Source organism: Acinetobacter sp., from assembly GCF_036666595.1.
GTDB lineage: Bacteria > Pseudomonadota > Gammaproteobacteria > Pseudomonadales > Moraxellaceae > Acinetobacter.
The window spans coordinates 114,693-132,692 of sequence record NZ_JAVWVO010000008.1; the positions used below are offsets into that span (position 1 = coordinate 114,693).

General features: G+C 42.9%; 17 protein-coding genes. 9 read left to right on the forward strand and 8 right to left on the reverse strand.

Annotated features, from left to right (window positions below):
- Nucleotides 1–26: 26 nt before the first annotated feature.
- The 3 genes from dut to RR876_RS11600 form a co-directional block, all read right to left on the reverse strand.
- Nucleotides 27–479: a dUTP diphosphatase gene (gene dut, locus RR876_RS11590; RefSeq protein WP_332478053.1), complete on the reverse strand. Its 453-nt coding sequence runs from the start codon at nucleotides 477–479 to the stop codon at nucleotides 27–29.
- Between the two features lie 45 nt (nucleotides 480–524).
- Nucleotides 525–2,564: a UvrD-helicase domain-containing protein gene (locus RR876_RS11595; protein WP_332478054.1), complete on the reverse strand. Its 2,040-nt coding sequence runs from the start codon at nucleotides 2,562–2,564 to the stop codon at nucleotides 525–527.
- A gap of 127 nt (nucleotides 2,565–2,691) precedes the next feature.
- Nucleotides 2,692–3,342, reverse strand: coding sequence for an OmpA family protein (locus RR876_RS11600; protein WP_332478055.1), 651 nt, complete (start codon nucleotides 3,340–3,342; stop codon nucleotides 2,692–2,694).
- Between the two features lie 257 nt (nucleotides 3,343–3,599).
- Here RR876_RS11600 and RR876_RS11605 point away from each other — a divergent pair, with 257 nt between their 5' ends.
- From RR876_RS11605 to RR876_RS11630, 6 genes are all read left to right on the forward strand, one after another.
- Entirely contained in the window at nucleotides 3,600–4,532 is a 933-nt protein-coding gene (locus RR876_RS11605; RefSeq protein WP_332478056.1) for an acyltransferase, read from the forward strand.
- Between the two features lie 13 nt (nucleotides 4,533–4,545).
- Nucleotides 4,546–5,592, forward strand: a complete 1,047-nt coding sequence (locus RR876_RS11610) for a preprotein translocase subunit SecA (protein WP_176538448.1) — start codon at nucleotides 4,546–4,548, stop codon at nucleotides 5,590–5,592.
- A 123-nt stretch (nucleotides 5,593–5,715) separates the two neighbouring features.
- Nucleotides 5,716–6,447 (forward strand): septum site-determining protein MinC, encoded by a 732-nt coding sequence (minC, locus tag RR876_RS11615; protein ID WP_332478057.1) that lies wholly within the window; start codon nucleotides 5,716–5,718, stop codon nucleotides 6,445–6,447.
- Between the two features lie 69 nt (nucleotides 6,448–6,516).
- A complete protein-coding gene (gene minD, locus RR876_RS11620) occupies nucleotides 6,517–7,329 on the forward strand; it encodes a septum site-determining protein MinD (protein ID WP_039889843.1) in 813 nt (270 codons plus the stop codon).
- A gap of 2 nt (nucleotides 7,330–7,331) precedes the next feature.
- Nucleotides 7,332–7,604, forward strand: a complete 273-nt coding sequence (gene minE, locus RR876_RS11625; protein WP_004694905.1) for a cell division topological specificity factor MinE — start codon at nucleotides 7,332–7,334, stop codon at nucleotides 7,602–7,604.
- A 121-nt stretch (nucleotides 7,605–7,725) separates the two neighbouring features.
- Nucleotides 7,726–8,013: a PA4642 family protein gene (locus RR876_RS11630; protein ID WP_004694907.1), complete on the forward strand. Its 288-nt coding sequence runs from the start codon at nucleotides 7,726–7,728 to the stop codon at nucleotides 8,011–8,013.
- Between the two features lie 64 nt (nucleotides 8,014–8,077).
- Here RR876_RS11630 and RR876_RS11635 read toward each other — a convergent pair whose 3' ends face one another.
- A complete protein-coding gene (locus RR876_RS11635) occupies nucleotides 8,078–8,983 on the reverse strand; it encodes an AEC family transporter (protein WP_332481932.1) in 906 nt (301 codons plus the stop codon).
- 57 nt (nucleotides 8,984–9,040) lie between these two features.
- Complete coding sequence (locus RR876_RS11640; RefSeq protein WP_332481933.1) at nucleotides 9,041–12,133, reverse strand: DNA translocase FtsK 4TM domain-containing protein; 3,093 nt, start codon at nucleotides 12,131–12,133, stop codon at nucleotides 9,041–9,043.
- Nucleotides 12,134–12,428: 295 nt separating this feature from the next.
- Between RR876_RS11640 and trxB the strand changes: the two genes are divergently transcribed.
- The 3 genes from trxB (at nucleotide 12,429) to RR876_RS11655 (ending at nucleotide 15,037) form a co-directional block, all read left to right on the forward strand.
- Complete coding sequence (gene trxB, locus RR876_RS11645; protein ID WP_004694912.1) at nucleotides 12,429–13,382, forward strand: thioredoxin-disulfide reductase; 954 nt, start codon at nucleotides 12,429–12,431, stop codon at nucleotides 13,380–13,382.
- A gap of 86 nt (nucleotides 13,383–13,468) precedes the next feature.
- Nucleotides 13,469–14,200 (forward strand): leucyl/phenylalanyl-tRNA--protein transferase, encoded by a 732-nt coding sequence (gene aat, locus RR876_RS11650; protein ID WP_234965346.1) that lies wholly within the window; start codon nucleotides 13,469–13,471, stop codon nucleotides 14,198–14,200.
- Nucleotides 14,201–14,221: 21 nt separating this feature from the next.
- Nucleotides 14,222–15,037, forward strand: coding sequence for an arginyltransferase (locus tag RR876_RS11655; protein ID WP_332478469.1), 816 nt, complete (start codon nucleotides 14,222–14,224; stop codon nucleotides 15,035–15,037).
- 27 nt (nucleotides 15,038–15,064) lie between these two features.
- Here RR876_RS11655 and rimI read toward each other — a convergent pair whose 3' ends face one another.
- From rimI to tuf, 3 genes are all read right to left on the reverse strand, one after another.
- The gene (gene rimI / locus RR876_RS11660) at nucleotides 15,065–15,523 is read right to left on the reverse strand and encodes a ribosomal protein S18-alanine N-acetyltransferase (RefSeq protein ID WP_332478470.1); all 459 of its coding nucleotides are present in this window, start codon (nucleotides 15,521–15,523) and stop codon (nucleotides 15,065–15,067) included.
- Nucleotides 15,524–15,627: 104 nt separating this feature from the next.
- Nucleotides 15,628–16,509, reverse strand: coding sequence for a metal-dependent hydrolase (locus tag RR876_RS11665; RefSeq protein WP_332478471.1), 882 nt, complete (start codon nucleotides 16,507–16,509; stop codon nucleotides 15,628–15,630).
- A 293-nt stretch (nucleotides 16,510–16,802) separates the two neighbouring features.
- The gene (gene tuf / locus RR876_RS11670) at nucleotides 16,803–17,993 is read right to left on the reverse strand and encodes an elongation factor Tu (RefSeq protein WP_004692776.1); all 1,191 of its coding nucleotides are present in this window, start codon (nucleotides 17,991–17,993) and stop codon (nucleotides 16,803–16,805) included.
- Between the last annotated feature and the right edge of the window lie 7 nt (nucleotides 17,994–18,000).

The following is an 18,000-nucleotide window of genomic DNA, read 5'->3' on the forward strand; positions in this document are numbered from 1 at the left end:
TGTTGTTTTACTTTATCACTGATAGATTAGTTTTGACCAGTATGTCCAAAACCACCTGCACCACGTTCTGTCGCTTCAAATTCATTTACAATATCAAACTGTGCTTGAATCACAGGTACGAGTACATACTGTGCAAGACGTTCACCTGGTTCTAAACTGAAAGCTGTTTGGCTACGGTTCCAAACTGAAACCATCAATTCACCTTGATAGTCCGAATCAATTAAACCCACCAAGTTACCCAAAACAATGCCGTGCTTATGACCTAGGCCTGAACGCGGTAAAATTAAACCAGCAAAGTGTGGGTCTTCAATATAAATAGATAAACCCGTTTTCACCAAAACAGTTTGTCCCGGTTCAATGACGGTCACAGCATCGACACATGCACGAAGGTCTAAGCCTGCTGAACCCGTTGTCGCATAGGTTGGCATTGGCCATTCATTGCCTAAACGCGAATCCAACACTTTAACCTGAACTTTCATTCTCTTTTTTCCTAGTACAATAAATTTTAAAAAACCAAAAAATATTTAGCGCTTAATCAACGCACGTAAATTGTCTAAATAATGCTGCGCTTGTAATTTCGGATCGACATTGCCCGCCAGTTTCTTTTTACGCCCCAACCATTCCAACTCATCTTGCGGTAATTCATCCAAGAAACGACTTGGTGTCATTTGCTTCATTTGACCGCCCGCCTTACGTTGTTCTGCAAGCGTAATGGTTAAACCCTGACGCGCACGGGTAATGCCCACGTACATCAGGCGACGCTCTTCCTCAACGGTATCTGCGGCAATCGAGTTTTTGTGCGGCAGCAACTCTTCCTCAAGACCAATCAGATAGACATATGGAAACTCAAGCCCTTTAGATGCATGCAGCGTGAGCAGGTTTACTTTGTCAGTGTCTTCTTCTTCTTGTTGCTGCTCTAACATATCCAGCAACACCATTTTACGAATTACACTTTCAATGTTTTTCTCATCAACATCTTCAGCACGGTTAATCAAACTTTGAATACTGCTATACAGCACTTCAATATTATCCAGCTTGGTTTTTTCTTGCGCAGGCGTCGCCGCAGACTCTTTGACATAATCGATATAACCCGCTTCAACCATCATCTTACGGATAATGGGCACAGGTTCATCATCCTCAAGCAACTCACGGGTAAAGGCGGTAATGAAGTCTGCAAACTCCGCCAACTGTGTGGTGGCTTTTTTAGGAATCACCATGGTGAGACGCTGATCACCCGCTGCTGAAAGCAAAGACAAATGATTTTCTTGTGCAAACAGCCCCAGCTTTTCTAAAGTCACAGGCCCAATGGCACGTTTAGGTGTATTGATGATCCGCAAAAATGCACTGTCATCTTCAGGGTTAATGATGACGCGCAAATAGCTCATCACGTCTTTGATTTCAGCCCGTCCGAAGAATGACTGACCACCTGATAATTTGTACGGAATCTGCATTTGACGCAGTTGTGTTTCCAGTGCACGTGCTTGGAAATTCCCCCGATACAAAATGGCGTAATCTTTCCAATTTTTACCATTCATCAGTTTATGCGTAATTAAATCTTTCACCACGCGTTCTGATTCATCGTCATCATTGCGGCACGTAATCACTCGAATCACTTCACCATGACCTTTGTCTGACCACAGTTTTTTATCAAAAATATGCGGATTGTTACCAATCACGGTATTGGCCGCTTTTAAAATACGACTGGTCGAACGATAGTTCTGTTCGAGCTTAATTACTTTTAAATTGTGAAAATCCTCTTTCAACAAGGCCATATTTTCAGGTTTTGCACCACGCCATGCGTAGATCGATTGGTCATCATCGCCCACCGCAGTGAACTGCCCCATCACCCCCACCAGTAATTTCACCAAAATATACTGGGCGGTGTTAGTGTCTTGATACTCGTCAACCAACAAGTAACGAATACGGTTTTGCCAACGATCGCGCACTTCCGCATTTTCTTGTAGCAAACGTGCTGGCATTACGATCAGATCATCAAAATCGACTGCGTTATAGGCACGCAGATTACGCTCATACAACTGATATAAATGCGCAAATTGAACATCTTCAGCGGTTTCACAGGTGGTGTGTGCTTGCTCAGGCGGAATCAGATCGTTTTTCCAATCTGAAATCATCTTCATGGCTTTGGCAATCAGTTCTTTACTTTCCGCACCGGATAAATTGTCACGGTGCATTAAATCCATCAAAATACGCTTACAGTCGTCTGCATCTAAAATAGAAAAATTATTTTTTAATGGCGTGTGTTTCAGCTCTAAACGCAGCATGTTTAGACCGAAAGTATGGAAAGTCGAAACTGAAAGGCCTTTTGCCTCTTCACGTGACAGCAGCTTGGTGACACGTTCTTTCATTTCACGTGCTGCTTTGTTGGTAAACGTCATCGCGGTAATACGATAAGCAGGAATGCCGCAGTGCTTCACCAAGTAGGCAATCTTACGGGTAATCACCGAAGTTTTACCTGAACCAGCCCCTGCAAGTACTAACAAGGGTCCTTGAGTGTATTTCATGGCTTCAAGTTGCTTGTCGTTTAATTGACTTGCCAGTGACATAGTCTTTCCTCTATTTCATTCCGAGCTCGATTATAGTCATCTCCGCTACAGATGCATAATGCAAATTCATATTTTAACAGTCATAAAAAAACCACCCGAAGGTGGTTTTTTCAGTCTTCAATAAAAATTATTGAATTGCGTAGATGCTGATTTCTACACGACGGTTTTGCTCACGGCCTTCAGCAGTCGCGTTAGACGCGATTGGGTTTGCTGAACCTTGACCTTGTGCATTAATACGTGTGGTAGAAACACCTTGAGATGCCAAGTAGCTTGCTACAGATTGTGCACGTGCTTGAGACAAAGGAATGTTGATTGAGTCATTACCTGTGCTGTCTGTATAACCCGTTACAAGAATACCGCTCTTGTTATCTTCAGTTAATGTTTGCGCAACTTTGTTCAAAGTTGAATAGAAGTTAGGCTTGATGTTTGATTTGTTGGTATCAAAAGTAATGTTACCCGGCATGATTAGGCCTACTGAGCCATCTGGATTACGGTTAACTTCTACACCAGTCCCCGCCATTTGTTGACGAAGTTTCTTCTCTTTGTTGTCAAGGTAAACACCAGTCGCACCACCTAACACAGCACCAATCGCTGCAGCACGGTTGTTTTGACGGCTAGTATTTGCACTTCCTTTAGAAATACCATAACCCGCAGCAGCACCAATTAAGGTTCCTAAAGCAGCTTTATCGTATTCCACACCACCAATGTTATTACCAGTGCTTTGACAACCTGTAAGAACCATTGCCCCAACGACTGCGGAAATTGCTAGTGCACGCATCGCATGCCTCCTTCTTTGTGTGTTTTGTTTATAGAACGAATATTGTCGTAAAACGATGATCTAGACCATTGATTTTTTGTTAATAATAAAGCCTTTATTTACAATATGTAATAAAAAATTTCCTTTTCAAGGCTTTCTTCGTCACAATTTCTACACAGTTAATGTTTGGTACTTTTCTATTTGAGCGTCCCGTACTATATTGACCTTTAGAAAATAGAACGAGTTGCGAAACGCATTATATTTTAGGGTTTATTTTTATGTCATCGCCAAACCAAAAACAACCTTTATTAAAAAAAATCACACGTGGTTTAACTGTTAGTTCAGTCATTACAGGCAGTACTTTTTTTCATGGTCCGCCAGTGCTGGCGCTTGGCCTGACCAAACTGTTTAAAAAATCTAAAAAAATAGATGAGACCAATATTCAAATCACCAACAGTTGGCTCGCTGTGAACAATTATTTAATCGATCATGTCTTGCCCAACACTCAATGGGACATTTCTGTTGATGACGATCTTGAGCTAAGTATGCAGGGTCGTTACCTGATGACTTGCAACCATCAAAGTTGGGTCGACACCACGGTTAATCAATATTTTGGTTTAACCCGTATGCCCCTCACCCGCTTTTTTACCAAGTGGGAACTTATTTTTATTCCATTTGTCGGCCAAGCCTTTAAAATTCTAGGCTTCCCGATGATGAAACGGCATAGTAAAGAACAAATTGCGAAAAATCCTGCGTTGAAAACACGCGATATGGAAGAGGCACGCAAGTCTTGTGAACAACTGCTTAGCCAACCATTCACCCTGTTAAACTATTTGGAAGGCACGCGTTTTACTCCAGAAAAACATGCACAGCAGCAATCGCCTTATCAAAATTTACTTAAACCGAAAGCGGGTGGCTTGGCCTTAGCCTTAAGTATTTTAGGTAATGACATTGATGCCTTAGTAGATATGACCATTGTCTATCCCGACGGCGCACCTGGCTATAGCGAATTTTGGCTTGGGGAAGTCCCACGGATTGCGGTCAATTTACGGAAAATTGATATTCCTACATGGGTACTCGCTGGAAACTATGAAGACGATGCGGATTTTCGTGAACAATTCCAAAAGTGGGTCGATCAACTTTGGACTGAAAAAGACCAGTTGATTGAAAAAATGAAAGCCAAATACTCAACGTCCAATTTAACCCAGTAAGGGTCTATGCATGATGCAGAATAACCAAGTCAAAAAGTCTAAATATCATCAGGTTGATCCACAAAGTTTGTATTTCAAACTGTTTTTGATCTATGACATTTTTATGGTGTTTCTCATCATTTTTAACTTGTTTTGTTTGTGTGCTAATTTTTTTATCATGAGCAATATCGGTGGATGGTTTTTCCATGCCATTCACCTAGAAAGTGTCTTAAGCTTCTATCGTGAGCATTTGCATCCATGGGTCATCACCACAGAAGCTTGGTTTATTCTGTTCTTAATTACTGAATTATTGGTGCGTTGGGGCATTGCGATCGTGTATCGACACCATCGTCGCTGGTTTTTCTTTCCCTTCATTCATTGGTACGAAATTTTAGCGATTATTCCTCATTTACGTTTTTTAAGATTATTTCGTGCAGGAGTGATTGCTTTTCGCCTGCATGAATTGGGCTATAACGTAATTCCTGAGTCGGTACAAGCCAAGGCCAAATTTTACTACCGCGTGGTGATGGAAGAGCTCTCTGACCGCGTCGTGATTACTGTATTGGATGGGGTGAAGCACGAATTAAATACCAGTTCGACCCATAAAAAAATTATCCATGACCTCGTCGATCATCATCGGGCTTTATTTGCACAAGCATTGGCTGAAATTTTACAGGAATCTCTGGCCACTGAACTGAAACAGCGACAGTATTTTATTGCTCAAAATGTCGGTCTGATTGTGAATCGTGCGATTGAAGATACCCCTGAACTAACCCAATTACTGCGTTTAATCCCAATTGTGGGTGGAAGAATTGAGCAACAAATTCAAAGTATCGGACAACGACTTGGTGAAAACATCACACAAGGTTTACTGGAACCGATGGTGGTGGGAAATCCAGCACAGCCCAATGCCACCTATCGCCTGATAGCTGAAAAGGTCAGTGATTTAAAAATCGACAATCAGTCTTTGGAACAGTTGGTTGAGTCTGTGGTCTATGAAAGTTTGGATGCCATTCGCAAGCAAGTTAAGGTGAAACAGTGGTTAGAAGAGCTTGAAAAAGATGATCAAGCCAAAGAATAAGCATTAAGGTAAAAATATTACAAACGCAGCTAGTGCAATCCTTCATTTTGTTCTAGGATTTGCTCTATTTACAACATCACTTCTTTAGTAAAAAATAAATCTGAGAAGTCTTAAGGAAAAATTATGGCTGATATCCGGATAACAGGCAGAATGGTCAATGCGATTCGCATTACCCTTGACACCAATGATCATGATGCAATCCGACAGCAATTAAGTAAAACATTACAAAATGCATCGACTGCTGGAGCATTAGTTGTTCTAGAAAGTAGCGTTGAGCAAGAATTAATTTCCTTGATTCAATTATTGCTGGATCTGGATGTACAGCCAATGGCAGTACAAGAAGGAATTTTGGCTGAACAAGCCCGCGCCATTCAGTTCCCTGTGATTCCAGCACAAGGACATGGTATTAGCTCGCAACTTCAAGAAGTCAAAGCAACCAAAGAGCAAGTGGTTGAAGCCCCAGCTCCCGCTGCGACAGCTTCTACCAATGCACCCGTTGTGGCAGCACCTGTCATTCGCCATGCAACTTCATACCATGACGAAATTTTACGTACTGGTCAGTGCTTGGTTCAAAATCAAGGCGATATCATTATTACCGCAGGCATTAACAGTGGCTCGGAAGTGATTGCTTCAGGAAATATACATATTTATGGTAGTGCTCGTGGTAGAGTCATTGCCGGCGCGGGCGGAAACAGCGCTGCACGCATCTTCTGTCATGCTTTAGAAGCCGAATTGGTTTCAATTGCAGGGACCTATTGTGTTGCAGATGATATTCCAGCGCAGCATTTAAAACGCCCAACACATATTTACTTAAATGATCAACAAGAGCTTGTATTTGAAGCGCTTGAATTTTAATGTATAAATAAACACCAAAAGCCCCAAATGATAAATAAGGGGATTTAAACCATAACAGGAGTGGATTCGGTGGCGAAAATTGTTGTCGTAACATCAGGCAAAGGTGGCGTAGGCAAAACTACGACAAGCGCATCTTTTGCAACAGGTTTAGCCCTACGTGGTCACAAAACTGTTGTGATCGATTTTGACGTAGGTTTACGTAACCTTGATTTGATCATGGGTTGTGAACGCCGCGTTGTGTATGATTTTGTCAATGTATTAAATAACGAAGCTCGATTACAACAAGCGCTTATCCGCGATAAAGATATCGAGAATTTATATATTTTACCTGCTTCGCAAACCCGTGATAAAGATGCCTTAACTGATGAAGGCGTAGCACGTGTCATGGATGAGTTGTCACAAGAGTTTGACTACATTATTTGTGACTCACCCGCAGGTATCGAACGCGGTGCAATTTTAGCAATGTACCATGCCGATGAAGCGATTATTGTGACCAACCCTGAAATTTCATCTGTACGTGACTCTGACCGTATTATTGGTATGCTCGACAGCAAAACCAAAAAAGTTGAAATGAATGAAGGTCGTATTCGTAAACACTTGTGTATCACACGTTTCAACCCTGAACGTGCCGATAAACAAGAAATGTTAACCATTGACGACATTTCTAAAGATATTTTACGTGTGCCAACTTTGGGAGTAATTCCTGAATGTAAGAGCGTTTTACAAGCATCGAACGAAGGTAAACCAGTGATTCTCTTTACTGAAGAATCAGCAGGTCAAGCCTATGATGACCTTGTGGCACGTTTCTTAGGTGACGAACGTCCTTACCGTCATATTACGGTGAAGCCTAAAGGCTGGTTAGCACGACTATTTGGAGCGTAGACATGGCAGGATTTTGGAGTAAGCTTTTTAGTAATGATGAAAAACCGTCTAGTGCTCAAACAGCGAAGGATCGTTTGAAAGTCATCGTAGCGTCTGAAAGTGGTTTAGGTAAACGTCTTAGCCAAGACAAAATCGACCAAATGAAGAAAGAAATCATGCAAGTGGTGAATCGCTATGTTCGCGGTGTAGATGAACAGCACATTCAAATGGCTGTACGCTCTGAAGCGAATATTGAAATGCTTGAAATGAATATCAATTTGCCTGAAGAACGTTAATCTGATTTTTGATTAGTCAAGCAAATTGAATCAAGGCAGAATATGCGCAGACACAAGAAAGTATTTTCTTTGTCTCCCATATTTTGCCTTTTTTAATGATTAAACCAGCAAGGAGATTGCTATGGCATTATCTCAGCCAGCAACGTTCAATGAAGAATGGTCAGATGAGCGTGTATTTGCCTACTTAACTCAGCTTCCTCCTGAAGGTGTGAATGGCGATTTTCATGTGTTGTACCATGCATTTAAACACATGCGCCCAAGTGATTATGAGCGACTGCTCACCCAATTTAAAACGGATGGTCGCGACATTAATGCCACCAATCCAGAAGGTCAGCGTATCCATGACGTGATTGCCGCTTATCCACGTCAAGCAGCTCCCTTCTTAGAGGTTTTGGCTAAATTCGCCTAAACCTAGATCTGCTTAATGCGCATGATCTACAAATGCCAGTTCATTCCTAGGAGACTGGCATTTTTTATGACTGTAAAAACCACATCCAAAGTGGAAAAGTCAAACCGAAACACAAAGTTTGCAAACTAATGATCGCCGCCATGAGTTGACTGTCCCCTTGAAAATATTTGGTCAGGACATAGGCTGCTGAAGCCGTTGGGAGCGAGAAGAATACCACTACAATCATGGTTTCAAATGTTGCTAAACCAAATAAAAGACAGCCTACATAGGCTAAAATAGGTACCAAGATTAAACGTCCAAAAGTGTTTAAGATTAGCGCTCGACCCGCATATTTTAACGCATTAAACTGGAGTGCTGCGCCCACACACAAGAGCCCAAGCGGGAGGCTCATCCCTGCTACTAGCTTTAAAGATTGGTTAATGCTCTCGGACAAATGCATACCTGAAAAATTAAAAAGAATCCCGACCAGACAGGCCAGAATCAGTGGATTTTTCGCAACCGACCACGCAATGTTTTTATAAGACAGTCCCTGCCCTTGGGAAAAACCAAGTACAGACAGCATATTCACCAAAGGAATAACAAAAGCAATAATCATGGCGAAAACTTGCATCCCCGCAGCGCCAAAAATCAAAGCCATACTGGTCAAACCAATATAAGTATTGAAGCGAATATGACTCTGTAAATAGACGCCAAATTGCGCCACAGGGGTACCATACATCGCTTTTAATACCCACAGCACTACACTCATCAACAAGGTCACAGTAAAGACCACAGCAAGCGCTGGCAAGACTTGCCCGACATTAAAATGAACGGTGGCTAGACTACTGAACAGTAAGACAGGAAATAAAATCCAATAATTCAGCCTTTCAGCACCTTGCCAAAATTCCACCGTTAAAAAGCGATACCGCTTTAATACATACCCCATGGCAATGAGTACCACCAATGGAATTAATGCATCAATAATTTGCATGACTGGATGCCTAAACTGAATGATTAAGAAAAAGCCTGCAATCCGCAGGCTTTCTTTTTAAACTAAAATCTCTCGCTTACCGTTCGCACCTTGCGCACTCACGATCCCGTTTTCTTCCATTTGGTCGACAATCCGTGCGGCACGGTTATAGCCCAAGCTGAACTTACGTTGTAGCGAGGACACCGAAACCTTGCGTGTTTCCAATACAAATGAAACACACTGGTCATAAAGCGCGTCACGGTTTGGATCGCCATCGCCATCTTCAAAGCCGCGAGAACTAGGTTCTTCATCAAATGGCGTTAAGATTTCATCGACATAGTTTGGTGAGCCGCGCTCACGCCACGCATCGCAGATGCGGTTGACTTCATCATCGGCAATAAAGGCACCATGTACACGTTCAGGTTCAATTTTACCCGGCCCTAAGAACAACATATCACCATGACCCAATAAGTCTTCCGCCCCACCAGCATCCAAAATCGTGCGTGAATCAATTTTCGAGTTCACACGTAAAGCCACACGTGTTGGGATATTGGCTTTAATCAGACCCGTAATTACATCGACCGATGGACGCTGCGTTGCAAGTAACAAATGAATGCCTGCGGCACGTGACTTTTGTGCCAAACGCGTAATCATTTCTTCAGCTTTCTTACCAACCTGCATAATCATATCGGCAAACTCATCCGCCACAATTACAATCGAGGGTAATGGGGTCAAACGTGGTGCGCGCTCACCAGCAACCGAATCACTGGCTTTCCAAGTCGGATCAATCAGCTCTTCACCATTGGCAATCGCTTCTTCCACTTTACGGTTATAGTCCGCCAGCTTACGAATTTTTAAGAAAGACATCAGTTTATAACGACGTTCCATCTCATTCACACACCAGTTCAAAGCACTGACCGCATCTTTCATGTCCGTGACCACTGGAGTAAGCAAATGCGGAATATCGTTATAGTTCGCAAGTTCTAACTGTTTCGGGTCAATCAAAATTAAACGCAGCTCATTTGGCGTATATTTCAACAACATCGATAAAATCATCGAGTTCACTGCAACAGACTTACCTGAACCAGTGGTGCCTGCAACTAGCATGTGCGGCGCTTTACCTAAGTCAGCAATCACTGGATTACCCGAAATATCTTTGCCCATTGCCATCGAAAGAATGCTATTTGGATCGGTAAAAGCAGGAATGGTCAACAACTCGATTAAACGTACCATTTCACGTGTGCTATTCGGCACTTCAATCCCGATATACGGTTTACCCGGAATGACTTCAACCACACGTACAGATGCCATGGACATTGAACGTGCCAGATCTCGTGAAATATTGGTCACTTTAGAGGCTTTCACCCCCGGTGCTAAATCCAACTCAAAACGAGTTACTACTGGCCCTGGCTGCGCTTCGACCACTTTAGCTTTGACATTGAACTCTTGTAGTTTAATTTCAAGTAATTCAGATAAACGCGCCAACTGTTCAGCAGTGAAATTGACTTTTTTATTCAGGTCAACTTCATCCAGTAAATCCAGTCCTGGCAGTGGTGATAAATCACGACGACGCTCTGCTACTTGCATGGACAAAGACATTGGACGGCCTGATGCATCAGTCAATGGCGCATCAAAGTCAAACTCTTCTTCGTCTTGCGGTTTTCCAGCGGTGTCCTGCCATGCTTCAATAAATGCTTCTTTGGACAAAACTTCTTTGGCTAAAGCCGCTGTAGCACTTGTGCTCACTGTATTATGATGCTGAATGGGTGCTTGTACAAAAGCAGATGACTGGGCATAGCTACTGCTGGTCCGTACATCTGAAGCAGCAACTTTCTGCTCCGACCAATCTTCAGCAAGGAATTCGTCTAAATCATCCAACTCATCGAGCTGTGCTTTTGCAACTCCACTCGGCGCTGCTTGTAATGCAACGGGACTCGCTGCAGCACTCAAGATTGCAACTTCAGATACAGCAACTGGATCTTCAACCACATGTAAATGAGACACCGGTTCAGGCGTATTGAATGGGCTGTGGACATCCGTTGCTGTTTTACCATTGGGTACGGCAGCAAGCAGCTCGTCAAAGATTTCATCATCATCCCAATCGACATTTTTCTTTTGTGCAGGGGCATCGTCTTGGAAATAATGAGGATCAGCAATTGGCGCTGTATGATCTTGCACCACTGCTTGAAAATGTTGCTCTGGGCTAAATGGGCGATCTTCTTCGGCAGCACGAAGTAAAGCATCAATATCGTTTTTATGACGTTGATCTTCACCTGAGTTTAATGCACGCCACACTTCACCTGTCGCCACCACACGCTGACTGTCTTGTTCTAATTGATGCGCTTTTTCTATAGTCCGCTCAAGCTCTACTTCATCATCCACGTCCACATGTTGTTCTTGAACACGTTGCTCTTTGGCCACCATGTCATTAAATAAATGCTCTGCTGAATAGTCACGCTGAGGTGCTTTAACGGATAGCTCTTGCACGGCTGGCGCCTCGACCAATTCCGTTACTTCAACACCCTTTTTCGGTGCCGTTGCAATCACTTCTTTTTTCACACTTGGCGTCGTGCGATCAAAGGCAGACTCGCTTTCAGGTACGTTACGGTAAAATAAATCTTGTAAATAAGCAGGAGTTGCTTTGAGCGTGGCGAAAGTACGGTTCCATTTGATACCGAAAGCCAAGGTCAATAAGACCACGGTAAACACGACCAAAAATAAGGTTGCACCGTAAATGGTTAAAATCTGCGACAGACTTTGTCCCAGTTCATACCCAATAATGCCACCAGAGGCATTGTCTAAAGTGTCCGCTGGAACTTTCAAAAACAAGAACAATAAGCTGGCCGTTGCAAGCAAAATAAAGAATTGTGCAGCATAACGAAATGGGCGGTTTAAAAAACTATGCGGCCACCAAACTTGAATGGCTTCAATGAACAAAAACACCGGAATAAGTAGACTTGCCCAGCCTAAAAAACCAAACAGTAAGTCGGCAATCCACGCCCCAGCAACGCCACTGGCATTCGAGACTTGCAAAGTATCACTTGATATATGCATCCAGCCCGGATCAAATGGGGTATAGGTCACGGTAGCAAGGAACAAATAAATGCCAAACGAGACTAAAAATAATGTCATTAATAAGCGCTGTGCATAAGCACCCGACACCTCAGTCATATACTGTCCTGTAACAAATTCTTCATTAATGTTTTTGTTCGAAACCTAAAGCAAAAGTTTCACAATAAACGTCATATTATGCACCTCTTCTTTATAAAAAGATGCACTATTCTTAAATGCTTTATGTATAGCGAGCAGATGATTTTTCCACTTTTTCCCGCTCTACACCGCATATTTCTTCTATATAGCTCAAATCGATTTGATTGATCAATAATATCGACATTGAACTCACACAACTGTTATAGAGTTTCACGTATAATTCCACAAATTTCTAAATAAAAAAAGGATTCTACGTATGAGCGCTCGTCACTCACGTTTGATTATTCTCGGTTCAGGCCCTGCGGGTTACAGCGCTGCGGTATATGCTGCGCGTGCCAACTTAAAGCCTACATTGATTGCGGGTATCCAACTCGGTGGTCAGCTAACTACAACGACTGAAGTTGATAACTGGCCGGGTGACCCTGAAGGCTTAACAGGTCCTGCACTGATGGAACGTATGCAAGCGCATGCGGAACGTTTTGGTACCGAAATCATCTACGATCATATCAATGAAGTCGATCTTTCTGTACGTCCATTTGTACTCAAAGGTGACATGGATGAGTTCACTTGTGATGCACTGATTATTGCCACAGGTGCAACCGCTCAGTACTTAGGTCTTGAGTCTGAAGCTGCTTTTATGGGCCAAGGCGTGAGCGCATGTGCAACCTGTGATGGTTTCTTCTACAAAAACCAAAAAGTCATGGTTGTGGGTGGCGGTAATACTGCCGTTGAAGAAGCACTATATTTGTCTAACATTGCATCGCATGTGACTTTGGTTCACCGTCGTGATTCATTGCGTTCTGAAAAAATTCTTCAAGATCATTTATTTGAGAAAGAAAAAGAAGGCAAAATCAGCATCATTTGGAATCACCAAGTGGATGAAGTTTTAGGTGACAACACGGGTGTAACCGCAGTTCGCTTAAAATCGACTCAAGATGAATCTACACAAGATATTGATGTTCAAGGTTTGTTTGTTGCCATTGGCCACAAGCCAAACAGCGCAATGTTCGATGGTCAATTGAACTTACGTGATGGCTATATCCAAGTTCAAAGCGGTACATCTGGTAATGCCACAGCTGCTTCTGTCGCTGGTGTTTTCGCAGCAGGTGACATTGCAGATAGCGTTTATCGTCAAGCGATCACTTCAGCGGGTTCTGGCTGTATGGCTGCGCTAGATGCGGAAAAGTATTTGGATGCTTTAGGCGAATAATCTGAGCCTTGAAAAAGACCGCCTTCCATAGGCGGTTTTTTTATGTATGATCTTAAAGTCATTTTTTATCATGTATACACACCACTATGCAGCAGTTACCGCCTTCTGAGTATATCTTTCCCGATCCGCTTGAAGTTGACCCCGAGGGTGAAGGCTTAATTTGTATCGGTGCAGACCTCTCCCCTTCTACCCTGTTTGAAGCCTATACCCATGGTTTGTTTCCATGGTTCTCAACAGGTGAGCCCATTTGCTGGTGGTGTCCTGAACCACGTTGCATCATACGCCCGCAGGATTATCAGCCCAGTAAAACCCTCATTCGGAGTATGAAAAAGCAAGATTATCGCATCACCATCAATCAAGCTTTTGAACGGGTGATCCGTGCCTGCTCACTACCACGCAGCTACGCTGATGACACGTGGATCAGTGATGACATTATTGATGGCTACTGCGCAATGTTCGATGCTGGTTATGGCTATAGCGTTGAAGTTTGGGATCAAACACGCTTGGTTGGTGGACTATACGGCATCAGCATTGGACACGGCTGTTTTGGGGAGTCCATGTTCAGTACCGAAACGGATGTCTCAAAAATGGCATTTTATACGCTGATGTTGATTGGACGTGAAAATAAGCTGCCTTGGATCGACTGCCAATTGGTCAATGATCATCTTTTAAGCCTTGGTGCTTGTACACTTTCTCGGCAAACCTACTTAAAATCGTTACAAGATGTTGTAAATCAACCCGCTATCGATTGGAAAATGTATCAGGAGGGTGTATTTTCAAGTAAAACAATAGCGCAAAATGCGCGACTGACTGAATAAAGAATAATAGAGGGATTTATAATGAATTCGTATCACCCGAAGTCCCTACTGAATGATTTACAGTATTACATCACGCCACCGCATGACTGCAGCTATTTAGAAAAAAAGTCAGCTCGGATGGTTTTTCTCGATCCAGCGCATCGTATTGATGTCGTCACGCTGTCCGAACTTTCTCGCGTCGGGTTTCGCCGGAGTGGTGATTTTGTCTACCGCCCAGAGTGTCATCTGTGCCGACAGTGCTTGTCTAGCCGCGTACCTGTACGTGAATTTAAAATGAACAGCAGTCAAAAAAAAGCATGGAAGCGCAATCAAGATCTTACTTTAAAAATTACCCGCACTGCGGATGCCACCAAGAAGCATTATGACTTATATGAGCGTTATATCTTTAAACGCCATGCCGATGGAGACATGTTCCCACCTAGCCGCGATCAGTTTGATAAATTCCTCGTCCATAGCTGTACCGAGAGCTTTTTCTTAGAACTGTGGAAAGAAGACCAGCTCATCTGTGTTTCGACCTGCGATCCTTTAGATGATGGATTATCTGCGGTTTATACGTTTTTTGATCCCGATGAAAACAAACGCTCACTGGGGACTTTCGCCATTTTAAAACAAATAGAGCTCGCCAAAGCACGCGCTTTACAGTTTGTGTATTTGGGCTATTGGGTACCGCACTCAGAAAAAATGAACTATAAATCGCAGTATTTACCACTAGAATTGTTGATTGATGGTCAGTGGCGCAGACTCAATCATAGCCTGAGCAGAGAGGAAGTGCAGCAATTGGGAAACTCATTAATGACCACCCTACCTTCGGGGTGGAATAACGCCATTATTAAATAATGGCACCATACAAGCTCGACTGTTCTCTTATTTAAATAACTCGGAAAAGTCATCACTACACGATTTCACCATAATAATGGCATGCTCACGACCACCATCTGGTTTAGGATAATAGTTTTTACGCAAATCAATTTGATGAAAACCGGACTTCTCATACAAGGCTATGGCGGCTTGATTGCTCTCACGGACTTCTAAAAACACCTGTAGCGGGTTGTTTTTGAGTTGTGCCAATGATGCATCTAATAGCCGATACCCCAACCCTTTGCCTTGCTGACTTGGATGAATGGCCATCAACAATAAATTGGCCTCATCAAGAACGGGCTGGAGGATACAAAAGCCTACCACCTGCCCTGCCTGTTCAATCACAGTACTGTGATAAGACTGCATGGACTCTTGGAACTGTTGTAGGCTCCAAGGATGGGTTTGAACTAAATTTTCAATCTGCGCAACTTGGCTTAAGTCCGCAGCTTGCATTAAACGAATCATCTTCGTTTATCTTTCTAAAATGTGGATGTCACAGTATAAAAAATTTGTGCTAAAAACCGAACAAAAAAAAGAGCGATTTACATCGCTCAAAGAGCCAAAACTGCTTAAAACCCTAATTTTAACTTCCACTTCTCAAGTAAAGCGTCGGTGTCGTGATGATTAGGATGAAAACCTGGTTTAAAGTACATGATCATTTCACGTGCCATTCCTGTAATAATCCCTTTCGATGGACTATACGCATAGGTATAAATATCCTTCAACGCAGCCCTGTTCAGTTGTTTATCTTGATGTAATAAACGGAACACAAAGTACGACTGCACGCAGAATAAAATGGCCATGGCTGCAACCAGTGATCCCGTTCGTAGTAGATAGGATTTGATTCCCTTTCCAAAAACTCCTTCAAATACATCATAAGCCACAGCTTTGTGCTCATTTTCTTCAATGGCATGCCATAACCACATGGTTTTCATGGTTTCATCGCTCATTAGCTCTTGAATGTGGTTATTGACCAACAACTGAGAGGCAATGGTTGCAGTAAAATGTTCCAGCGCGGTGGTTGCTGTTAAATCCACCATCTCTTGAGTAATACCCACAGACTTGCCGAGAAAAGCAAACACTTTACGCGTGGTTTGAATTGCACGATCCGTATAGCGATCAAGTGTTGCAACATCGTGCCCATACTTTTGCGCAGACGCATTAAAACCCTCATGTTCTTGCGTATGCATCGCTTCTTGACCAATAAAGGCTGAAATCTCTTTTTGTAATTCGAGATTGTCTTTGATTGAAGGATGCTGTCTAACCGCACGAACACTGTCGATAAAAAACATTTCACCTGCTGGAAAGAGTGCCGATAGCGCGGTCATAAAATGGGTCAGCCCAGCTGAACCATTCATCCAATATTCAGGTACGCTTTCAAACTCAAAGTTCATCCGACGTACAGGGAAACTCGCACCCGCACGGTTGGTGATTTTTACCTTCGCATTCATCTTTCTGCTCCTATGAATATCCTGAAGACATCCACTACTTATAGTTGTTTTCGTCTTTTTATCTTACGTGATTGGGCTCCGCCCATAAGTGCAGTTAGGGTCAGCAAAATATCAGTTTAGGACAGTTTTCAGGGTGGATTGTTAGACAATTTAGTGTGCGTAAAGTTCTACGCTATTTTTAGGATGAACACTAAAGCATGCTGTATCTTGCCCTAAAATAATCACTTAATTGCTAAGATGAAGAAATAAAAAAAGCGCCCCAAAGGAGCGCTTTTTTTCACACAATCAGATGATTATGCAGTTACTTTAGCAACTACACCAGCACCAACTGTACGGCCACCTTCACGGATCGCAAAACGTAGACCTGGGTCCATTGCGATTGGGTGGATTAATTCTACTGACATTTCTACGTTGTCACCAGGCATAACCATTTCAACGCCATCTTGTAATTTGATCGCGCCAGTTACGTCAGTTGTACGGAAGTAGAACTGTGGACGGTAACCGTTAAGGAATGGAGTGTGACGACCACCTTCTTCTTTAGAAAGTACGTATACTTCTGCATCGAATTTAGTGTGCGGCTTGATTGCACCTGGTTTAGCAAGTACTTGACCACGTTGTACGTCTTCACGCTTAGTACCACGTAGAAGAACACCACAGTTCTCGCCCGCACGGCCTTCGTCTAGAAGTTTACGGAACATTTCTACGCCAGTAACTGTAGTTACTTGAGTATCACGGATACCAACGATTTCAACTGATTCGCCTACTTTCACAATACCAGTTTCTACACGGCCAGTTACTACTGTACCACGACCAGAAATAGAGAATACGTCTTCGATTGGCATTAAGAATGCTTGGTCGATTGCACGTACTGGCTCTGGAATGTAAGTGTCAAGTGCGTCAACAAGAGCAACAACTGCTTCTTCGCCATACTGACCAGCGTCACCGTTAAGTGCAAGAAGAGCTGAACCACGGATAACTGGAGTGTCATCACCTGGGAAGTCATAAGTAGAAAGAAGTTCACGAACTTCCATTTCTACTAATTCAAGAAGTTCTTCATCATCAACAAGGTCACACTTGTTAAGGAATACAAGAATGTAAGGTACACCAACCTGACGAGAAAGAAGGATGTGTTCACGAGTCTGTGGCATTGGACCATCAGTCGCAGCACATACAAGGATCGCGCCGTCCATCTGAGCAGCACCAGTAATCATGTTTTTAACATAATCGGCGTGGCCCGGGCAGTCTACGTGTGCGTAGTGACGAGTTGGAGAATCGTATTCTACGTGTGAAGTATTAATTGTAATACCACGTGCTTTTTCTTCTGGTGCAGAGTCAATTGCAGCGTAGTCTTTCGCTTCGCCACCGAATTTCTTCGCACATACAGTTGCAATTGCAGCTGTTAAAGTTGTTTTACCATGGTCAACGTGACCGATTGTGCCCACGTTAACGTGTGGCTTATTACGTTCAAACTTAGCCTTAGCCATGAGATCT

Coding starts and splice junctions, on each gene's coding strand:
- dut (WP_332478053.1), bottom strand. CDS start 479: ATGAAAGTTCAGGTTAAAGTGTTGGATTCGCGTTTAGGCAATGAATGG.
- RR876_RS11595 (WP_332478054.1), bottom strand. CDS start 2,564: ATGTCACTGGCAAGTCAATTAAACGACAAGCAACTTGAAGCCATGAAA.
- RR876_RS11600 (WP_332478055.1), bottom strand. CDS start 3,342: ATGCGTGCACTAGCAATTTCCGCAGTCGTTGGGGCAATGGTTCTTACA.
- RR876_RS11605 (WP_332478056.1), top strand. CDS start 3,600: ATGTCATCGCCAAACCAAAAACAACCTTTATTAAAAAAAATCACACGT.
- RR876_RS11610 (WP_176538448.1), top strand. CDS start 4,546: ATGCAGAATAACCAAGTCAAAAAGTCTAAATATCATCAGGTTGATCCA.
- minC (WP_332478057.1), top strand. CDS start 5,716: ATGGCTGATATCCGGATAACAGGCAGAATGGTCAATGCGATTCGCATT.
- minE (WP_004694905.1), top strand. CDS start 7,332: ATGGCAGGATTTTGGAGTAAGCTTTTTAGTAATGATGAAAAACCGTCT.
- RR876_RS11630 (WP_004694907.1), top strand. CDS start 7,726: ATGGCATTATCTCAGCCAGCAACGTTCAATGAAGAATGGTCAGATGAG.
- RR876_RS11635 (WP_332481932.1), bottom strand. CDS start 8,983: ATGCAAATTATTGATGCATTAATTCCATTGGTGGTACTCATTGCCATG.
- RR876_RS11640 (WP_332481933.1), bottom strand. CDS start 12,133: ATGACTGAGGTGTCGGGTGCTTATGCACAGCGCTTATTAATGACATTA.
- trxB (WP_004694912.1), top strand. CDS start 12,429: ATGAGCGCTCGTCACTCACGTTTGATTATTCTCGGTTCAGGCCCTGCG.
- aat (WP_234965346.1), top strand. CDS start 13,469: ATGCAGCAGTTACCGCCTTCTGAGTATATCTTTCCCGATCCGCTTGAA.
- RR876_RS11655 (WP_332478469.1), top strand. CDS start 14,222: ATGAATTCGTATCACCCGAAGTCCCTACTGAATGATTTACAGTATTAC.
- rimI (WP_332478470.1), bottom strand. CDS start 15,523: ATGATTCGTTTAATGCAAGCTGCGGACTTAAGCCAAGTTGCGCAGATT.
- RR876_RS11665 (WP_332478471.1), bottom strand. CDS start 16,509: ATGAATGCGAAGGTAAAAATCACCAACCGTGCGGGTGCGAGTTTCCCT.
- tuf (WP_004692776.1), bottom strand. CDS start 17,993: ATGGCTAAGGCTAAGTTTGAACGTAATAAGCCACACGTTAACGTGGGC.